At 66.9% G+C, this 17001-nt stretch carries 15 protein-coding genes and 1 pseudogene; 11 read left to right on the plus strand and 5 right to left on the minus strand.

The window, feature by feature from the left end; genetic code table 11:
• Positions 1-101 precede the first annotated feature (101 nt).
• Genes AAHB17_RS01280 through AAHB17_RS01290 form a run of 3 tightly spaced genes read left to right on the plus strand, consistent with a single transcriptional unit; the run spans position 102 to position 2411 of the window.
• The gene (locus AAHB17_RS01280; RefSeq protein WP_342128609.1) at positions 102-1034 is read left to right on the plus strand and encodes a glutathione S-transferase family protein; all 933 of its coding nucleotides are present in this window, start codon (positions 102-104) and stop codon (positions 1032-1034) included.
• On the plus strand, positions 1031-1516 hold the full coding sequence (locus AAHB17_RS01285; RefSeq protein ID WP_342128610.1) for a GNAT family N-acetyltransferase: 486 nt from the start codon (positions 1031-1033) through the stop codon (positions 1514-1516). Before AAHB17_RS01280 ends, AAHB17_RS01285 begins: the two co-directional genes overlap by 4 nt.
• The gene (locus AAHB17_RS01290; RefSeq protein ID WP_342128611.1) at positions 1506-2411 is read left to right on the plus strand and encodes an SDR family oxidoreductase; all 906 of its coding nucleotides are present in this window, start codon (positions 1506-1508) and stop codon (positions 2409-2411) included. The genes AAHB17_RS01285 and AAHB17_RS01290 overlap by 11 nt, the downstream gene beginning before the upstream one ends.
• Before the next feature lie 15 nt (positions 2412-2426).
• Here AAHB17_RS01290 and AAHB17_RS01295 read toward each other — a convergent pair whose 3' ends face one another.
• Both AAHB17_RS01295 and ppsR read right to left on the minus strand, forming a co-directional pair.
• Positions 2427-3017: a lysophospholipid acyltransferase family protein gene (locus AAHB17_RS01295; RefSeq protein ID WP_342128612.1), complete on the minus strand. Its 591-nt coding sequence runs from the start codon at positions 3015-3017 to the stop codon at positions 2427-2429.
• A 170-nt stretch (positions 3018-3187) separates the two neighbouring features.
• Positions 3188-4009: a posphoenolpyruvate synthetase regulatory kinase/phosphorylase PpsR gene (ppsR, locus tag AAHB17_RS01300; RefSeq protein ID WP_342128613.1), complete on the minus strand. Its 822-nt coding sequence runs from the start codon at positions 4007-4009 to the stop codon at positions 3188-3190.
• Between the two features lie 176 nt (positions 4010-4185).
• Between ppsR and ppsA the strand changes: the two genes are divergently transcribed.
• Positions 4186-6576 (plus strand): phosphoenolpyruvate synthase, encoded by a 2391-nt coding sequence (gene ppsA / locus AAHB17_RS01305; protein WP_342128614.1) that lies wholly within the window; start codon positions 4186-4188, stop codon positions 6574-6576.
• Positions 6577-6969: 393 nt separating this feature from the next.
• Here ppsA and AAHB17_RS01310 read toward each other — a convergent pair whose 3' ends face one another.
• The gene (locus AAHB17_RS01310) at positions 6970-7299 is read right to left on the minus strand and encodes a hypothetical protein (RefSeq protein WP_342128615.1); all 330 of its coding nucleotides are present in this window, start codon (positions 7297-7299) and stop codon (positions 6970-6972) included.
• 194 nt (positions 7300-7493) lie between these two features.
• Here AAHB17_RS01310 and AAHB17_RS01315 point away from each other — a divergent pair, with 194 nt between their 5' ends.
• The 4 genes and pseudogenes from AAHB17_RS01315 (at position 7494) to AAHB17_RS01330 (ending at position 12749) form a co-directional block, all read left to right on the plus strand.
• Positions 7494-9833, plus strand: coding sequence for a Tex family protein (locus AAHB17_RS01315; protein ID WP_342128616.1), 2340 nt, complete (start codon positions 7494-7496; stop codon positions 9831-9833).
• Positions 9834-9898: 65 nt separating this feature from the next.
• Positions 9899-10726 (plus strand): HDOD domain-containing protein, encoded by an 828-nt coding sequence (locus AAHB17_RS01320; RefSeq protein ID WP_342128617.1) that lies wholly within the window; start codon positions 9899-9901, stop codon positions 10724-10726.
• Positions 10727-10821: 95 nt separating this feature from the next.
• The gene (locus tag AAHB17_RS01325) at positions 10822-11652 is read left to right on the plus strand and encodes an HDOD domain-containing protein (RefSeq protein WP_342128618.1); all 831 of its coding nucleotides are present in this window, start codon (positions 10822-10824) and stop codon (positions 11650-11652) included.
• A gap of 24 nt (positions 11653-11676) precedes the next feature.
• A pseudogene (locus AAHB17_RS01330) lies at positions 11677-12749 on the plus strand (patatin-like phospholipase family protein).
• Positions 12750-12843: 94 nt separating this feature from the next.
• Here AAHB17_RS01330 and AAHB17_RS01335 read toward each other — a convergent pair.
• Positions 12844-13605 (minus strand): class I SAM-dependent DNA methyltransferase, encoded by a 762-nt coding sequence (locus AAHB17_RS01335; RefSeq protein ID WP_342128619.1) that lies wholly within the window; start codon positions 13603-13605, stop codon positions 12844-12846.
• Positions 13606-13768: 163 nt separating this feature from the next.
• Here AAHB17_RS01335 and trhO point away from each other — a divergent pair, with 163 nt between their 5' ends.
• The 3 genes from trhO to AAHB17_RS01350 all read left to right on the plus strand — a co-directional run bounded on the left by trhO (position 13769) and on the right by AAHB17_RS01350 (position 15764).
• Positions 13769-14779 (plus strand): oxygen-dependent tRNA uridine(34) hydroxylase TrhO, encoded by a 1011-nt coding sequence (gene trhO, locus AAHB17_RS01340; protein ID WP_342128620.1) that lies wholly within the window; start codon positions 13769-13771, stop codon positions 14777-14779.
• A gap of 65 nt (positions 14780-14844) precedes the next feature.
• Positions 14845-15231, plus strand: a complete 387-nt coding sequence (locus tag AAHB17_RS01345) for an ArsR/SmtB family transcription factor (protein ID WP_446719542.1) — start codon at positions 14845-14847, stop codon at positions 15229-15231.
• Complete coding sequence (locus AAHB17_RS01350) at positions 15228-15764, plus strand: SRPBCC family protein (protein ID WP_342128621.1); 537 nt, start codon at positions 15228-15230, stop codon at positions 15762-15764. The genes AAHB17_RS01345 and AAHB17_RS01350 overlap by 4 nt, the downstream gene beginning before the upstream one ends.
• A gap of 25 nt (positions 15765-15789) precedes the next feature.
• Here the strand turns inward: AAHB17_RS01350 and AAHB17_RS01355 are convergent, their stop codons facing one another.
• On the minus strand, positions 15790-16926 hold the full coding sequence (locus AAHB17_RS01355; protein ID WP_342128622.1) for an iron-containing alcohol dehydrogenase: 1137 nt from the start codon (positions 16924-16926) through the stop codon (positions 15790-15792).
• Positions 16927-17001 lie beyond the last annotated feature (75 nt).

Raw genomic sequence — 17001 nt, forward strand, 5'->3', positions numbered from 1 at the left:
GGGCGACACCAGCCGTCCGGCCAAGCCGGCCCGGCGGTGTCCCCGGTGGGGCACGGCGTTGCATGCGGCCTTGTTGACCTCGATTCTCAAGGAGACGCGCCATGTCCGACCTGATCCTGCACCACTATCCCAGCTCGCCCTTCTCGGAGAAGGTGCGCCTGATCCTGGGGGCGAAGAAGCTGGCCTGGAAATCGGTCCACATCCCGATGGTCATGCCCAAGCCGGACGTGCTGGCCCTGACCGGCGGCTACCGGCGCACGCCCTTCCTGCAGGTCGGCGCCGACATCTACTGCGACACCGCGCTGATCTGCGATGTGCTGGAGCACCGCCAGCCCTTGCCCTCGCTCTACCCGGCGGCCGAAAAAGGCCTGGCGCGCATCGTGGCGCAGTGGGCCGACAGCACGCTGTTCTGGGCCGCCATGGCCCACAACCTGCAACCCAAGGGCGCGGCCAGCATGTTCGAGGGTATGCCGCCCGAGGCGCTCAAGGCCTTTGCCGCCGACCGCGGCGCCATGTCGCAGGGCATGACCCGCCTGCGTCCGGCCGACGCCACGGCGGCCTACAAGAGCTACCTGCGCCGCATCGCCCACATGCTGGACCAGAACCCCTTCCTGCTCGGGGACGCGCCCTGCGTGGCCGACTTCGCCGTCTACCACCCGCTGTGGTTCACCCGCGAGCGCACGCCGGTGATGGCCGACATCTTCCACGCCACGCCGGTGGTGCTCGAGTGGATGGACCGCATGGCCGCGCTGGGCCATGGGCAGTCCGAGCGTCTGTCATCGACCGACGCCATCGCGCTGGCCCGGGCCAGCACGCCCGCCGCCCTGCACGACGAGTACTTCCAGGACGAACACGGCATCGCGCTGGGCAGCCACGTGAGCATCACCGCCGAGAGCTTCGGCCCCGAGCCGACCGAGGGCGAGCTGATCTCGGCCACCCGCACCCAGTTCACCCTGCGCCGCACCGACGAACGCGCCGGCACCGTGCACGTGCATTTCCCGCGCGTCGGGTTTGTGCTGCGTGCCGTGAAATGAGCTTGCGCTGGACCTTCCAGCCGTTCGACGCGCTCAAGGTGCATGGGCTCTACGCCCTGCTGCGCCTGCGCAGCGAGGTGTTCGTGGTCGAGCAGCAGTGTCTCTTTCTGGACCTGGACAACAGCGATCAGGATGCCAGGCACCTGCTGGGCTGGCGCGACAGCGCCGGTTCGACCGGGCTGGTGGCCGCGGCGCGCTGCTTCGGACCGGGCGTGAAGTACGCCGAGGCCAGCATTGGCCGTGTGGTCACCGCCCCCGACGCGCGGGGCGGCGGCCTGGGCCACGAACTCATGCGCGAGGCCCGCCGGGCCCTGTACGGCCACTGGGGCCGCGTGCCCATACGCATCGGCGCCCAGGCCCGCCTCCAGGCCTTTTACGAACAACATGGCTTTGCCCAGAGCGGCGAGCCTTACATCGAAGACGGCATCCCGCACATCGAGATGCTGTGTCCAGCGACACACGGAGAACCCCATGCTGAATGAGTTCAAGGACAAGACGGCCGTCATCACCGGCGCCGGTTCGGGTTTTGGCCTGGAGGTGGCGCGCATCGCCGCCGCCCGCGGCATGCGGCTGGCGCTGCTGGACGTGCAGCAGGACGCGCTGGACCGCGCCCGCGCCGAGCTGGAGGCCGCTGGCGCCCAGGTGCTGGCGCAGCGGGTGGACGTGTCCAGCGCCGAAGCGATGGAGGCGCTGGCGCAGGCGGTGTTCGCCCGTTTCGGCGCGCCGCACTTCGTCTTCAACAACGCCGGCGTGGGCGCGGGCGGACTGGTGTGGGAGAACACGGTCAAGGACTGGGAGTGGGTGCTGGGGGTCAACCTGTGGGGCGTGATCCACGGCGTGCGCCTGTTCACGCCCATGATGCTGGCCGCCGCCCAGGCCGACCCCGCCTGGCGCGGCCACATCGTCAACACCGCCAGCATGGCCGGCCTGCTGGCGCCGCCCAACATGGGCATCTACAACGTGAGCAAACACGCGGTGGTGAGCCTGAGCGAAACGCTCTACCAGGACCTGCGCCTGGTCACCGACCAGATCGGCGCCAGCGTGTTGTGCCCGTACTTCGTGCCCACCGGCATCCACCAGAGCGAACGCAACCGCCCGCAGGACATGCCGGCCGACAAGCCGACCCAGAGCCAGCTCATTGGCCAGGCCATGATTGGCAAGGCCGTGGGCAGCGGCAAGGTGACGGCGGTGGACGTGGCGAACAAGGTGTTCGCCGCGCTGGAGGCCGACCACTTCTACATCTTCAGCCACCCGCACGCGCTGGGCAACGTGAAGACCCGCCTGGACGACATCGTGGGCCAGCGCAACCCGACCGATCCCTTCGCCGAACGGCCCGAGGTGGGGGCGCGGCTGAAGGCGGCGCTGCGCGCGGGTTGATCCCCGCACGCGCGCTCACTCGGCCTCGAACTGCGTCGCGTTCCGGCCCTTGAAGGGGGCGTAGAAGGCCTTGATCGCGGCCATGTCGGCCGCCACGTCGCCGCTGGGCTCGAACACCGGGCCCAGGCCGCTGCGCTTGTCGTGGTAGTCCATGTAGGCCATGACGATGGGCACCTGCGCGCCCACGGCGATGTGGTAGAAGCCCGTTTTCCAGTAGCGGGTGCGGCTGCGGGTGCCCTCGGGCGGCACGATGAGCTGCAGCGGGCCGTCGGCCGCGCGCAGGGCCGCCACCGAGGCCGCCACCAGGTTGGTGGACTGTTCGCGGTTGACCGGTATGCCGCCGAGCCAGCGCATCAGGCCCCGGAACGGCGGGCGGAAGATGCTCTGCTTGCCCATCCAGTACACGTTCAGGCGCAGGGCAAAGGCCACCATCAGGGTGTAGGGCAGGTCCCAGTTGCTGGTGTGGGGCGCGGCGATCAGCACGGCCTTGCCGGCGTGGGTGGGCAGGGCGCCTTCGACACGCCAGCCGGCGAGCCGCAGGACCCCGACCGACAACACACGCAGCAGCGTGTTGACGACGGGCGTCGTGAAAATCGTGCGGTGCATCCGCGCCTTCAGAAGGTGTGAATGAATCGGGCGTGCCCGAAAGGGCCGCCAAAACCCGCCCGATCCAGGCGCAAAGCACAGCCGTAGCTCGGGCTACGGCGCGCATTTGCAACGCAGAGCGGGTGGGTTTTGGCGGTCAAGGCGGGCATGAAGGATTCGTTCACACCTTCTTAGTATTCCAGCCGCTCTGGCCGCACTTCCTGCAGGATGGTGGTGGCGATTTCCTCGATCGACTTGGTGGTGGTCGACAGCCAGCGCACGCCGGCGCGGCGCATCATGCTTTCGGCCTCGTTGACCTCGTGGCGGCAGTTCTCGAGACTGGCGTACTTGGAGTTGGGCCGCCGCTCGTTGCGGATCTCGCTCAGGCGCTCGGGGTTGATGGTCAGGCCGAACAGCTTCTTGCGGTGCGGCACCAGGGCCGGCGGCAGCTGGCGGCGCTCGAAGTCCTCCGGGATCAGCGGGTAGTTGGACGCCTTGACGCCGTATTGCATGGCCAGGTAGAGGCTGGTGGGCGTTTTGCCGCTGCGGCTCACGCCCACCAGGATGACGTCCGAGCCCTCCAGGTCGACGTGGCTCTGGCCGTCGTCGTGGGCCAGCGAGTAGTTGATGGCCTCGATGCGGTCGTGGTAGGCCTTGCTCTTGGAGGCGTCGGAGAAACGGCCGACCCGGTGGTTGCTCTTGATGCCCAGCTCGGCTTCGAGCGGCTCCACGAAGGTGCCGAACATGTCCATGATCATGCCGTTGCAGTGCGTTTTCACCACTTGCAGCACTTCCATGTTGACCACGGTGAGGAAGACCAGCGGGCGTTTGCCTTCCACCTGGGCCACGTGGTTGATCTGGCGCACCGCCTGGTGGGCCTTGTCGGCGTTGTCCACGAAGGGCAGGCGCACCCGCCGATGCTGGGCTTCGAACTGGGCCAGGATGGCATTGCCAAAGGTTTCGGCGGTGATGCCGGTGCCGTCGGAGATGAAGAAGGCGGTGCGGTTGGGCATGTGGAACAGCGGGTTAAGGCGGGGCGGGGCGGCGGGGCCGGCCGGCCACCTACAATCAGCGGATTATCGCGGCAGCGATGGTGTGTGCGGCGCCCGCCCAGAAGAACACAACAGGCCAGCACGGAAGTGCGGTGCGGTACAGACCCCCCGGTTTTTTAACTTGAGTGGAGTCTCTTATGTCTGAACGCTTCAGTGCAACCGCCTTGGTGGTGCCCTTCGAGCAATTGCGAATGACCGATGTGGAGGTCGTGGGTGGCAAGAATGCCAGCCTGGGTGAAATGATCTCGCAGCTGCCCCAGGGCGTGCGGGTGCCCACCGGCTTCGCCACCACGGCGCACGCCTTCCGCGAATTCCTCCAATTCAACGGCCTGACCCAGCGCATCAACGCCCAGCTCGACGCGCTGGACACCGAGGATGTGCGCGCCCTGGCCAAGGCCGGCGCCGAAATCCGCGCCATGGTCGAGGCCCAGCCCTTCCCGGCCGATCTCGAACAGGCGATCCGCGACGCATTTGCCAAACTGTCCGCGGGCAACCCGCAGGCCTCGTTCGCCGTGCGCTCCTCGGCCACCGCCGAGGACCTGCCCGACGCCAGCTTCGCCGGCCAGCAGGAAACCTTCCTCAACGTGGTGGGCATCGAGGACGTGCTGCACAAGATGAAGGAGGTGTTCGCCAGCCTCTACAACGACCGTGCCATCAGCTACCGCGTGCACAAGGGCTTTGCCCACGCCGACGTGGCCTTGAGCGCCGGTGTGCAGCGCATGGTGCGCTCCGACCTGGGCGCCGCCGGCGTGATGTTCACGATCGACACCGAAAGTGGTTTCGAGGATGTCGTTTTCATCACTTCCAGCTACGGCCTGGGTGAAACGGTGGTGCAGGGCGCGGTGAACCCGGACGAGTTCTACGTCCACAAGCCCATGCTCAAGGCCGGCAAGAAGGCCGTGATCCGCCGCAACCTGGGTTCCAAGCTGATCGAGATGGTGTTCAGCAGCGCGGAAGAAAAGGCCGCCAGCGGCAAGCTGGTCAAGACCGTGGACGTGCCGGTCGAGCAGCGCAACCGCTACAGCCTGACCAGCGACGAGGTCGAACAGCTCGCGAAGTACGCGCTGGTGATCGAACAGCACTACGGCCGCGCCATGGACATCGAGTGGGGCAAGGACGGCACCGACGGCCAGCTCTACATCCTGCAGGCCCGCCCCGAGACGGTGAAGAGCCAGGCCGGCAACCAGGTCGAATACCGGTACAAGCTCAAGGGCAAGGGCACGGTGCTGTCCAGCGGCCGCGCCATCGGCCAGAAGGTGGGCACCGGCCCGGTGCGCCTGGTGCACAACATCAGCGAGATGGACAAGGTCCAGCCCGGCGATGTGCTGGTGACGGACATGACCGACCCCAACTGGGAGCCGGTGATGAAACGCGCCAGCGCCATCGTCACCAACCGGGGCGGACGCACCTGCCACGCCGCCATCATCGCGCGCGAGCTGGGCATCCCGGCCGTGGTGGGCTGTGGTGACGCCACGGACCACCTCAAGGACGGCACCCTGGTCACGGTCAGTTGCGCCGAGGGCGATACCGGCCACATCTACGACGGCCTGCTGGAAACCGAGGTGACCGAGGTCCAGCGTGGCACGATGCCCGAGGTGGACGTCAAGATCATGATGAACGTGGGCAACCCCCAGCTGGCCTTCGACTTCGCCCAGCTGCCCAACAGCGGCGTGGGCCTGGCCCGCCTGGAGTTCATCATCAACAACAACATCGGCGTGCACCCCAAGGCCATCCTGGACTATCCACAGATCGACGCGGACCTGAAGAAGGCGGTGGAATCCGTGGCGCGCGGCCACGCCTCACCGCGCGCCTTCTATGTCGACAAAGTGGCCGAAGGCGTGGCCACCATTGCCGCTGCCTTCTGGCCCAAGCCGGTGATCGTGCGCCTGTCGGACTTCAAGTCCAACGAGTACCGCAAGCTGGTCGGCGGCAGCCGCTACGAACCCGAGGAAGAGAACCCCATGCTGGGCTTCCGCGGTGCGGCGCGCTACATCAGCGAAGATTTCGGCGAGGCCTTCGCCATGGAGTGCGAGGCGCTGAAGCGCGTGCGCGAGGACATGGGCCTGACCAACGTGCAGGTGATGGTGCCCTTCGTGCGCACCCTGGGCCAGGCCGAGCGTGTGGTCAACCTGCTGGCCAAACACGGCCTCAAGCGCGGCGAGAACGACCTCAAGCTCATCATGATGTGCGAGATTCCGAGCAACGCGGTGCTGGCCAAGCAGTTCCTGTCCTACTTCGACGGCTTCTCCATCGGCTCCAACGACCTGACCCAGCTGACCCTGGGCCTGGACCGCGATTCCGGCCTGGAGTTGCTGGCGCACGACTTCGACGAGCGCGACCCGGCCGTCAAGGCCCTGCTGTCCATGGCGATCGGCGCCTGCAAGGCCGACGGCAAGTACGTCGGTATCTGCGGCCAGGGCCCCAGCGACCACCCCGACTTCGCCCAGTGGCTGCGCGACGAAGGCATCTCGTCGATTTCCCTGAACCCGGATTCGGTGATCGACACCTGGAAGCTGCTGGCGGGTTGAGTTTTTGCCCGTTCTTGTTGAGAGAGGCCGCTTTGTGCGGCCTTTTTCATGCCTGCTTTGTGGGCGGTATCGGGGCGGCAGGGTGCCCTGTTCCGCTCATGTCCCCCGAACCGGCTGCGCCGGTTCTCCTCCTTGACTTCGCTGCACAGGGCACCCTGCCACCCCGATCTAAAACAGCGTTTGTGTTCCAGCGTGGGCATGCCTGAATGTTGGCGAGACGAGGACGCGGCGTGGCTGGCGCAGTGAGGTCAAGGAGGAGGCACGCAGCGCCCGGGGGACACGAACGGAGCCAGCCACGCCGTGGCCTTGTCCAGCGAAGGCGCGGTGCGCAGCATCGCCTACGGTTCGTCCACTAGGGGCGTCTTGTGACAGCGCGGGAGGCCGGCCATCAGGTCAACGGGTCCACACACCGCCCTCCAGCGACCAGCCGCCTCGCGGCTGCTGGCGCCAGTGATGGGGTTGCCAGCGGTAGCCGGGGCGAGGGCGGTCGTAGCGTCCCGGCACCCACTCGTAGCGGTTGCGCGACCATCCCCAGTAGCCGTTGATCCAGATCGCCCCGGTGTACGGCGCCACGGGAACCACCTCGGCATAGGGTTGGGGAGGCTGCTGCGGCACGACAACGGCGGGTTCGGGCGGGTACAGGGGGGCCACGACGCAGGCACTGAGCGTGGCTGCGGCCAGCGCGCTGGCCGCCATGCAGCGAAACGGGTGCAGGGTGTTCATGCTGGCAATTTACTGCGGTCAGACCGAGAAAGGTGGCTCTGGCACAGACTGTGACCGCTCTTTACCGGCTGATTACGCTCATGGGTTCGCTGGGTGGCTGTCGAGCCCCCTGGGGCACCGGGACCCTGTGGCAAACTCCCCCACTTTCCAGACAGCCAGAGACCGGTTCAGGGACCGGCCCACCGTTTTTCGACATGCAAAAAATCATCGCGCAGATCGCGCAGGAGATCAAAGTCCAGCCACGCCAGGTGCTGGCCGCCGTGGAACTGCTCGACGGCGGGGCCACGGTGCCCTTCATCGCCCGCTACCGCAAGGAGGTCACGGATGGCCTCGACGACATCCAGCTGCGTGAACTCGAGGCCCGCCTGGGTTACCTGCGCGAGCTTGAGGACCGCCGCGAGGCCGTACTCAAGAGCATCGCCGAACAGGGCAAGCTCAGCCCCGAACTGCGGGCCGCCATCGAAGCTGCGCCCACCAAGCAGGAACTGGAAGACCTCTACCTGCCCTACAAGCCCAAGCGCCGCACCAAGGGCATGATCGCCCGCGAGGCGGGCATCGAGCCGCTGGCCGACAAGTTGTTTGCCGACCCGACGCTGGACCCGGCGGTGGAGGCCCAGGCCTTCCTGGTGCCGGCCGGGCAGGTCGAGGGCGCCGATTTCACGACCGCCGCCGCCGTGCTTGACGGTGTGCGCGACATCCTGTCCGAGCGCTGGGCCGAGGACGCCGTGCTGGTGCAGAAGCTGCGCGAGTGGCTGTGGGCCGAGGGCCTGTTCACCAGCAAACTGGCCGCCGGCAAGAACGAGAACGACCCGGAAATCGCCAAGTTCCGCGACTACTTCGACTACGACGAGCCCATTGGCCGCGTGCCCTCGCACCGCGCGTTGGCGGTGTTCCGTGGCCGCACGCTGGAGCTGCTGGACGCCAAGCTGGCGCTGCCCGAGGTGCCCGAGCCCGGCAAACCCAGCATCGCAGAGGGAAAAATTGCGCTGCACCTGGGCTGGGGCCACAAGGGCCGGCCCAGCGACGACCTGCTGCGCAAGTGTGTGGCCTGGACCTGGCGCGTCAAGCTCAGCCTGTCCACCGAACGCGACCTGTTCGCCCGCCTGCGCGAAGAGGCCGAGAAGGTCGCCATCAAGGTGTTTGCCGACAACCTGCGCGACCTGCTGCTGGCCGCGCCGGCCGGCCCGCGTGTGGTCATGGGCCTGGACCCGGGCATCCGCACCGGCGTCAAGGTGGCCGTGGTCGATGCCACCGGCAAGCTGGTCGACACCTCCACCGTCTATCCGCACGAGCCCCGGCGCGACTGGGACGGCTCGCTGCACACCCTGGCCCGCCTGTGCGACAAGCACGGCGTCAACCTGATCGCCATCGGCAACGGCACCGCCAGCCGCGAGACCGACAAGCTGGCCGGCGAGCTGATCAAGCTCATGGCCAAGGCCGAACGGGTGATCGAGAAGGTGGTGGTCAGCGAGGCCGGCGCCTCGGTCTATTCGGCCAGCGAATTCGCATCCCAGGAAATGCCCGACGTGGACGTGAGCCTGCGCGGGGCGGCCAGCATCGCGCGCCGCCTGCAGGACCCGTTGGCCGAGCTGGTCAAGATCGACCCCAAGAGCATCGGCGTGGGCCAGTACCAGCACGACGTCAACCAGAGCGAACTGGCCCGCACGCTGGAAGCCGTGGTGGAGGATTGCGTGAACGGCGTCGGCGTGGACCTCAACACCGCCAGCGTGCCGCTGCTGTCGCGCGTGTCGGGCCTGAGTGCCAGCGTGGCCAAGGCCGTGGTGCGCTGGCGCGAGGCCAACGGCGCCTTCAAGAGCCGCAAGCAGCTGCTGGACGTGAGCGGCCTGGGCGCCAAGACCTTCGAGCTGAGCGCGGGCTTCCTGCGCATACGCGGCGGCGACAACCCGCTGGACATGACCGGCGTGCACCCCGAGACCTACCCGGTGGTGGAGGCCATCATCGACAAGACCGGCAAGCCGGTGGCCGAGCTCATGGGCCGTGCCGACATGCTCAAGGCCTTGCGGCCCGAGCTGTTCGCCAACGAGAAATTCGGTGTCATCACCGTCAAGGACATCCTGGGCGAGCTGGAAAAGCCGGGCCGCGACCCGCGCCCGGACTTCAAGGTGGCCCGCTTCAACGACGGCGTGGAAGACATCAAGGACCTGGTCGAAGGCATGATCCTGGAGGGCACGGTGAGCAATGTGGCCCAGTTCGGCGCCTTCATCGACCTCGGCGTGCACCAGGACGGCCTGGTGCACGTGAGCCAGCTCAGCCACAAGTTCGTCAACGACGCGCGCGAGGTGGTCAAGACCGGGGACATCGTCAAGGTCAAGGTGATGGAGGTCGATGTGGCGCGCAAGCGCATCGGCCTGTCCATGAAGCTGGACGCAGCGCCCGCCCGCAAGGACGGCCCGCGCGACAACCGCTTCGAAGGCGCCGGCCGAGGCCAGCAGGTGCAGCGCGGGCGTGATGCGCTGCCGCAGGGGAGCGCCATGGCGTCGGCTTTCGCCAAGTTGCAGGGACTGAAGCGCTGACATTGTTTGTTGATCAAGGCGCTCACCTATACTGAATCCTTTACGCCAGCCCACACATTTCTTCCATGGAACTTCAAGCGCTGCTCGCCAAGTCGAACGCCTTGCCCAGCATCCCGCGGGTGGTCTCCGAGGTCTTGTCCGAACTGGACGCGGACGACCCGAGCCCGCGCAAGATCGGCCAGCTGGTCGCCACCGATCCGGCACTGACGGCGCGCATGCTCAAGCTGGCCAACTCGGCCTTCTTCAACGTCACCCGCCAGATCAGCAGCGTGGACGACGCGGTGGGCATCCTCGGCTTCTCGCACGTGCGCACCCTGGTCACGGCGGTGGCGCTGTCCAGCAGCTTCAAGGCCGTGCCCGGCGTCAACCTGGAGCAGTTCTGGCGCTACAGCCTCAACACCGCCAAGGCCTGCCGCGCGCTCGCCCCGGGCCTGCGACTCAACGACGGCGCCGCCTTCACGGCCGGCCTGGTGCACGCGGTGGGGGACCTGGTCATGCACATCGGCATGCCCGAGGTGGTGGCCAAGATCGACTTCAGCGTCGCGCCGCTGGACCTCAAGCGCGCCGACGCCGAACGCGCCCACCTGGGCTACACCTACGCCGACGTGAGCGCCGGGTTCGCCAAGAAGTGGGACTTTCCGGACACCATCGTCAAGGCCTTGCAGCACCAGCTGCTGCCCTTTGAAGGCGACACCCACGAACCCATGGCGGGCGTGGTGCACATGGCATCCTGGCGCGCGCGTTGTCAGGAAATGAACATGGACCGCGAGGGCCTGACCAAGACCTTCCCCGACGTCGTGGCCATCCTGTTGGGCCTCGACCTGGAGCAGGTGCTGGACAAGGACCCGAGCGAATGGACGTCGGCCGGCGAGCTTTCCGCTTTCATCAGCTGAACATGGGCCCCCACGCTCACCACGTCGTGTATTCGCTGCCCCCCATGGGGGTGCGGCCTTGCTTGGGGCGGCCCGGCGCGGCGGCCTGAATGCCTATGCCATCCACCCATCCCCGACTCGAAGCCCTGTTCAAGCAGCCGCAGGCCTTGCCGGCGGCACCCGAGGTGGCGGCGCGGCTGATCGCGACCTTCAACAACGAGGATGTGGACCTGGGCAGCATCGCCCGCGACATCGACCGCGACCCGGTGCTGGCCGCCAAGGTGATGCAGCGCGCCAACTCGGCCTTTTTCCGCCTGCTGCGCCCGGTGTCGACGGCGCGTGAGGCGCTGATGGTGCTGGGCCTGAACAAGGTCCGGGCCCTGGTCATCAGCACGGCGCTGAACGACTGCTTTCATGCCGTGGGCACGCTCAACCTCGACCGCTACTGGCGCCACAGCCTGGTCACCGCCACGCTGGCACGCCACATCGCCTACCCGCTGCAGATGGACGAGAACCTGGCCTTCACCGCCGGATTGCTGCACGCCATCGGCGAGCTGGTGCTGCACGCGGGCCTGCCCGAAGCCATGACCGAGATCGACCGCCAGGTGGATCTGCTGGACCCGCAGCGCGCCCCTGTGCAACTGCAGATGCTGGGCTTCAGCCACGCGGATGCCGGGGCCGAACTGGCGCGGCGCTGGCGTTTCCCGCAGCGCCTGGTGGATGCCCTGGCGCAACACGTGGCGCCCCTGGAGGCGCCGCAGCCCGAGCCGCTGGCCGCGCTGCTGCACCTGGCCGTCTGGCGCGCCTGCATCCACGGCACGGCGGGCGAGCCCGACCGCCTGATCCACACCTACCCCGACGCCGTGGGCCTGGCCATGGGGCTGGACCCCGACGTGCTGGTGACCGAGGACCTGGGGCCGCTGCGCGAGCTGGACGCCGCGGCGTGATGGCCACACGTTGCACCTGAAACCATGCGCGCCCTGCGCCTGTACGCCGGACCAGCCGCGCTGCGCCACCTGCGGCGCCAGGGCCTGCAGCCCGCCGACGTGCGCGCCATCCCCGCGGCGGCAGGCGGGCCCAAGGGCCTGACGCTGGGGCCACTGGACCGCTTTCTGTTTGGCCACTGGCTGCCGCGGTCGAAGCAGCCCATCGACCTGATCGGCGCCTCCATCGGTGCCTGGCGCATGGCCACGGCCTGCCTGCACGACCCGGTGCCCGCCTTCGAGCGCCTGGAGCGCGACTACATCGCCCAGCATTACGAATTGCCGCCGGGCCAGAAACGCCACCGCCCGGAACACATCAGCGAGGTGTTTGGCCGCAGCCTGCAGGCCTTCTACGGCGGGCGCGTGGCCGAGGTGCTGAACCATCCCCGCTACCGGCTGCACATCGTCACCTCGCGCGGCCGCCACCTCATGCGGCGCGAGGCTGGCCTGCGCGCGCCGCTGGGCTACCTGGGCGCGCTGTTGAGCAACGCCGTGCACCGCAAGGCCATGGGCGCCTGGCTGGAGCGGGTGGTGTTTTCCTCGGTGCAAGAAGGCGCGGTGGCACCGCTGCCCTTTGCCACCCACGACTACCGCACCCGCCAGATCGCGCTGACCGAGGCCAACTTCATGGACGCGCTGCAGGCCAGCTGCTCCATTCCCTTTGTGCTCAGCGCATTGCCGGCGCCCCGCCGGGCGCCTACTGGGACGGCGGCATCACCGACTACCACCTGCACCTGGACTACCGCGCTGGCGACGGCATCGTGCTCTACCCCCATTTCCAGAAGCAGGTGGTGCCTGGCTGGCTGGACAAGCCCTGGACCTGGCGCCACCGGGCCAGCCACTTCCTGGACGCCATGCTGGTGCTGGCGCCCGACCCCGAGTGGGTGCGCCGCCTGCCCAACGGCAAGCTGCCCGACCGCACCGATTTCACCCGCTACGGCAACGACCTGGCCGGCCGCATGGCCGCCTGGAACGGCGCCGTGTCCGCCAGCCGGCAACTGGCGGATGAATTCGCCGCCTGGCTGGAACGGCCTGATCTGGGTCAAGTCTCGGCGCTTTGACGGGCGGCTTGCCGTGCCTTATTTCGGGTGCCGCCATCGGCCTAGGGCATTCTTGATGAGGCAATACACCCAACCGCAGGCACGATCATTGGCGTCATGCGTTTGCAGGACCAATCACGGCAATCCACACAACCCCATCTTTGTTGAACAAACGGTCCAGGACATTGATCGCCAATTGATCAACCATGTTGTTGTTGAATCGTGCGAATATCTCCCAGCCTCGCCGTTCCGCGATCAGGCTGAATCCTTGATCTGCATAGGCTTGTTTCAGGTTGCCCAGATTCAATGGCGCTTCATCTGGTGTGGGGGCCAGGGACAAGTATTCCTCGATTTTGGGGCGCATGGCCTTGTTCCACCAACGCACCGCAGATGGTTCAATGGCCGCGGTGGCGACAGGTTCGGCCAAGATGATTTTCCCCTTGGCGGACAAGGCATTGTGCAGAAGACCAAACAGCTCGTTCAGCTCGTGCGGTTCAAGGTGGTGCAGGAAGCCAACGCAGGTGATCAAATCAAATTGCTGGTTTGATTTTTTCAGAAATTCAAAGGCCTCACACGTTTCAAAGTGCTTGTTTGCCTTGATGTGAGACGTATTTGTTTTTGCCTTTTCAAGCATGCCTTCCGAGTGATCAACCAGGGTGATGGTCCTGAAGTTCGACCCAAATCTGACGCTCATGTGGCCTGTACCGGCTCCAAGGTCGAGCATGGCCAATGCGGGATGTTTCAGATATGTTTTGATGAATCTGAATGCACGGTCGTTGATGGTCTTGCGCGGTTGTACGATCAATCGATCGTAGTGCTTGGCAATAACGTTGTGGTGGTCCCTGTCAAGTTCATTGTGTGCGGTCGAGTGTTCCATATTGCTCGGAATCAAGTAGTTCTTAATGACGTCCCTGGGCTTTCGCCCGCCTTGATTCTGACATAAATGCTACGCATGGTCTGGGGTTGAACGGCCTGATCTGGGTCAAGTCGTGGCGCTGTGTCCCGGTGCCCACTGCCGGTGCGCAGGGATAATCGGGGCCATGGATGCCTTTCTGACCGCCGCCCTCTACCAGTTCGTCGACCTGCCCGACTTCGTGGCCCTGCGCGAACCGCTGCAGCGCTGCTGTGACGCGCACGCGGTGAAAGGCACCCTGCTGCTGGCGCGTGAAGGCGTCAATGGCACCATCGCCGGGCCCGAGGCGGGTGTGCGCGCCGTGCTGGCCCACCTGCGGGCGATCCCCGGCCTGGCGCAGCTGCCGCACAAGGAGTCGTGGTCCAGCAAGCCGCCTTTTCTGCGCATGAAGGTGCGACTCAAGAAGGAAATAGTCACCTTGCGGGTGCCCGAGCTCGACCCGAACAAGACCGTGGGCCAGTACGTCAAGCCGCAGGACTGGAACGCCTTGCTGGCCGATCCCGAGGTGGTCTTGATCGACACCCGCAACGACTACGAGGTCAAGATCGGCACGTTCAAAGGCGCCATCAACCCCGACATCAAGACCTTCACCGAACTGCCGGCGTGGATAGACGCCCAGCCCGCGCTGCAGGGCGCCAAAAAGCCCAAGGTGGCCATGTTCTGCACCGGCGGCATCCGCTGCGAGAAGTCCACCGCGCTCATGAAGATGAAGGGCTTCGACGAGGTCTACCACCTCGAGGGCGGCATCCTCAAGTACCTGGAGGAGGTCCCGCCGCAAGACAGCACCTGGGAAGGCGAGTGTTTTGTGTTCGACGAGCGCGTGAGCGTGGGCCACGGCCTGGTGCCTGGCCCTTACGAGCTGTGCCGGTCCTGCCGCTGGCCCCTGGGCCCCCAGGACAAGGCCTCGCCGCATTACGTTCAGGGCGTGAGCTGCCCCCATTGCCACGGCCAGCGCAGTGAAGAAGAAAAAACCCGGTTGGCCGAGCGCCAGCGACAGGTGGAGCTGGCTCAGGCAAGGGGGGAGCGGCACGTGGGCGCGCGGCTGGCACGGCCACAGGCCGATGGCGTGGCTCAACCGCTGGACTCCAATGGGCGGGACACCGTCCGCGTTGTCGAGGGTGGTGGTTTCGGGGGCTGAGCTGCCCGGCCAGCGGCCGATCCCGTTGGTCAGTCAATTCAACTTTTTGGTTGAATGAATTGTGAATGGCGATTACATTCAGCCACATGGTTGAATCAGAATCGCCTCAGCTGAACGACATCTTCCACGCGCTCGGCGATGCCACCCGGCGCGGGATGGTGGCGTCCCTGTCGCAAGGGCCGCGCACCGTGTCCGAGCTGGCCGCGCCGTTTGACATGAGCCTGGCCGCCGCGTCCAAACACATCAAGGTGCTGGAACAAGCCGGTCTGCTGCGCCGCGAGGTGCGCTGGCGCACCCACCACTGTCACCTGAACGCCGGCACCCTGGCCCAGGCCTACACCTGGCTGGCGCACTACGAGCGGTTCTGGACCTCGCGGCTCGATGCGCTCGACACCCTCCTGCGCGCCGAAGACGCGCACCCAATGCCCCCCACCACCAAGGACACACCATGAACGCCACGCATGTGCACAACCTCTTTGGCAGCCTGGGCCCCCAGGCCGAATTGCGCCTGGAGCGCCTGCTGCCCGGCCCCATCGAACGGGTCTGGGACTGGCTGACCGACAGCGACCTGCGCCGCCGCTGGCTGGCCGCTGGCGTCATGGAGCTGCGCGAGGGCGCCGAATTCGAGCTGGTCTGGCGCAACGACGAACTGACCGATCCGCCCGGCCAACGGCCCGAGGGCTTTGGCGAAGAGCACCGCATGCGCAGCCGCATCACCCACGTGAAAGCACCGCACCGTCTGGGCTTCACCTGGGGCGAGGCCAGCCATGTGTGTTTCGAGCTGGAGACCGTGGGCCAGCAGGTGCGGCTCACCATCGTCCACCAAGGCGCACCCAACCGCGACGTGCTGCTCAACGTGAGCGCCGGCTGGCATGCCCACCTCGATGTGTTGTCGGCCCGCCTGGGCGGTGACACGCCCGCGCCCCATTGGGACAACTGGGTGGCACTGCGCGTGGCTTACGACCAACGCTTCCAGCCGGTGTGAACGCCGGTTGACGGGCCCGCCGGCCTCACATCGCCTCGACCAGCATCCCCCGGTATTCATCCGCAGACGCAAGGCGCGGGTTGGTCTTGTGGCAGTGGTCGGCCAGCGCGCCGGTGATGACCTTGTCGAACAGGTCCTCGGTCACGCCCATGGCCGCCAGGCCGGTGGGCAGGCCCAGGCGGGCGTTCATGTCGGCGAGGGCGGTCGGGATGTCGCTGCCGGAGCGCAGGCCCATGGCCTGGGCCATGCGGTTCAGGCGGTCTTCCTTTTGCACCGTTTCGGCGGCGGCGTTGAAGCGCACCACGGCGGGCAGGAACATGGCGTTGAGGGTGCCGTGGTGCAGGCGCGGGTTGACGCCACCCAGGCTGTGGCTGAGGCTGTGCACGCAGCCCAGGCCTTTCTGGAAGGCCATGGCGCCGTGCATGCTGGACACCATCATGTTCATGCGCGCGTCGCGGTCGCTGCCATTGCGCGTGGCCGCCTCGATGTGGGCCCAGCCGCGGCGCAAGCCCTCCAGCGCGATGCCGTCGGCCGGCGGGTTGAAGGCCGGGGCCATGAAGGTTTCCATGTTGTGGGCGATGGCGTCCATGCCGGTGGCCGCCGTCAGCATGGGGGGCAGGCCCAGCGTGAGTTCAGGGTCGAGCAGAGCGGTCTTGGGCACCAGGTGCCAGCTGTGGAAGCCCAGTTTGCGGCCGTCGTCGACGATGAGGATGGCGCCCCGCGCCACCTCGCTGCCGGTGCCGGCGGTGGTGGGCACGGCGATCAGCGGCGGCACACGTTCGGTGATTTTGGGCGAGCCGCCTTCGATGGTCGCGTAGGTCTTGAGCGGGCCTTCGTGCGCCACGGCGATGGCCACCCCCTTGGCGCAGTCGATGGCGCTGCCGCCGCCCAGGGCGATCAGGCCATCGCAGCCCTGCGCCTGGTAGATGGCGGCGGCCGCGCGCACCGCCGCCTCGGTGGGGTTGGACGGTGTCTGGTCGAACACGGCGCTGGGCAGGCCGGGCAGGGCGTCCAGCGCCTTCTGCAGGATGCCGACCGCTTTCACACCCGCGTCGGTGACGATCAGCGGGCGCGTGATGCCGCTGCGTTCGCACTCGGCCGGCAGCAGCCGGATGGCGCCGAAGTCGATCTGGATGTTGGTGATGTAGAGGATGTTGGCCATGTTTGTCTCCGTGGTATTTCCCTAACTATACGGCCGGCAGGCTGGTAAAAATGACCAGCCCGCGACAGCTACCAT

The sequence above is a fragment of the Hydrogenophaga sp. OTU3427 genome (assembly GCF_038440225.1).
In the GTDB taxonomy this organism is placed as follows: Bacteria; Pseudomonadota; Gammaproteobacteria; order Burkholderiales; family Burkholderiaceae_C; genus Hydrogenophaga.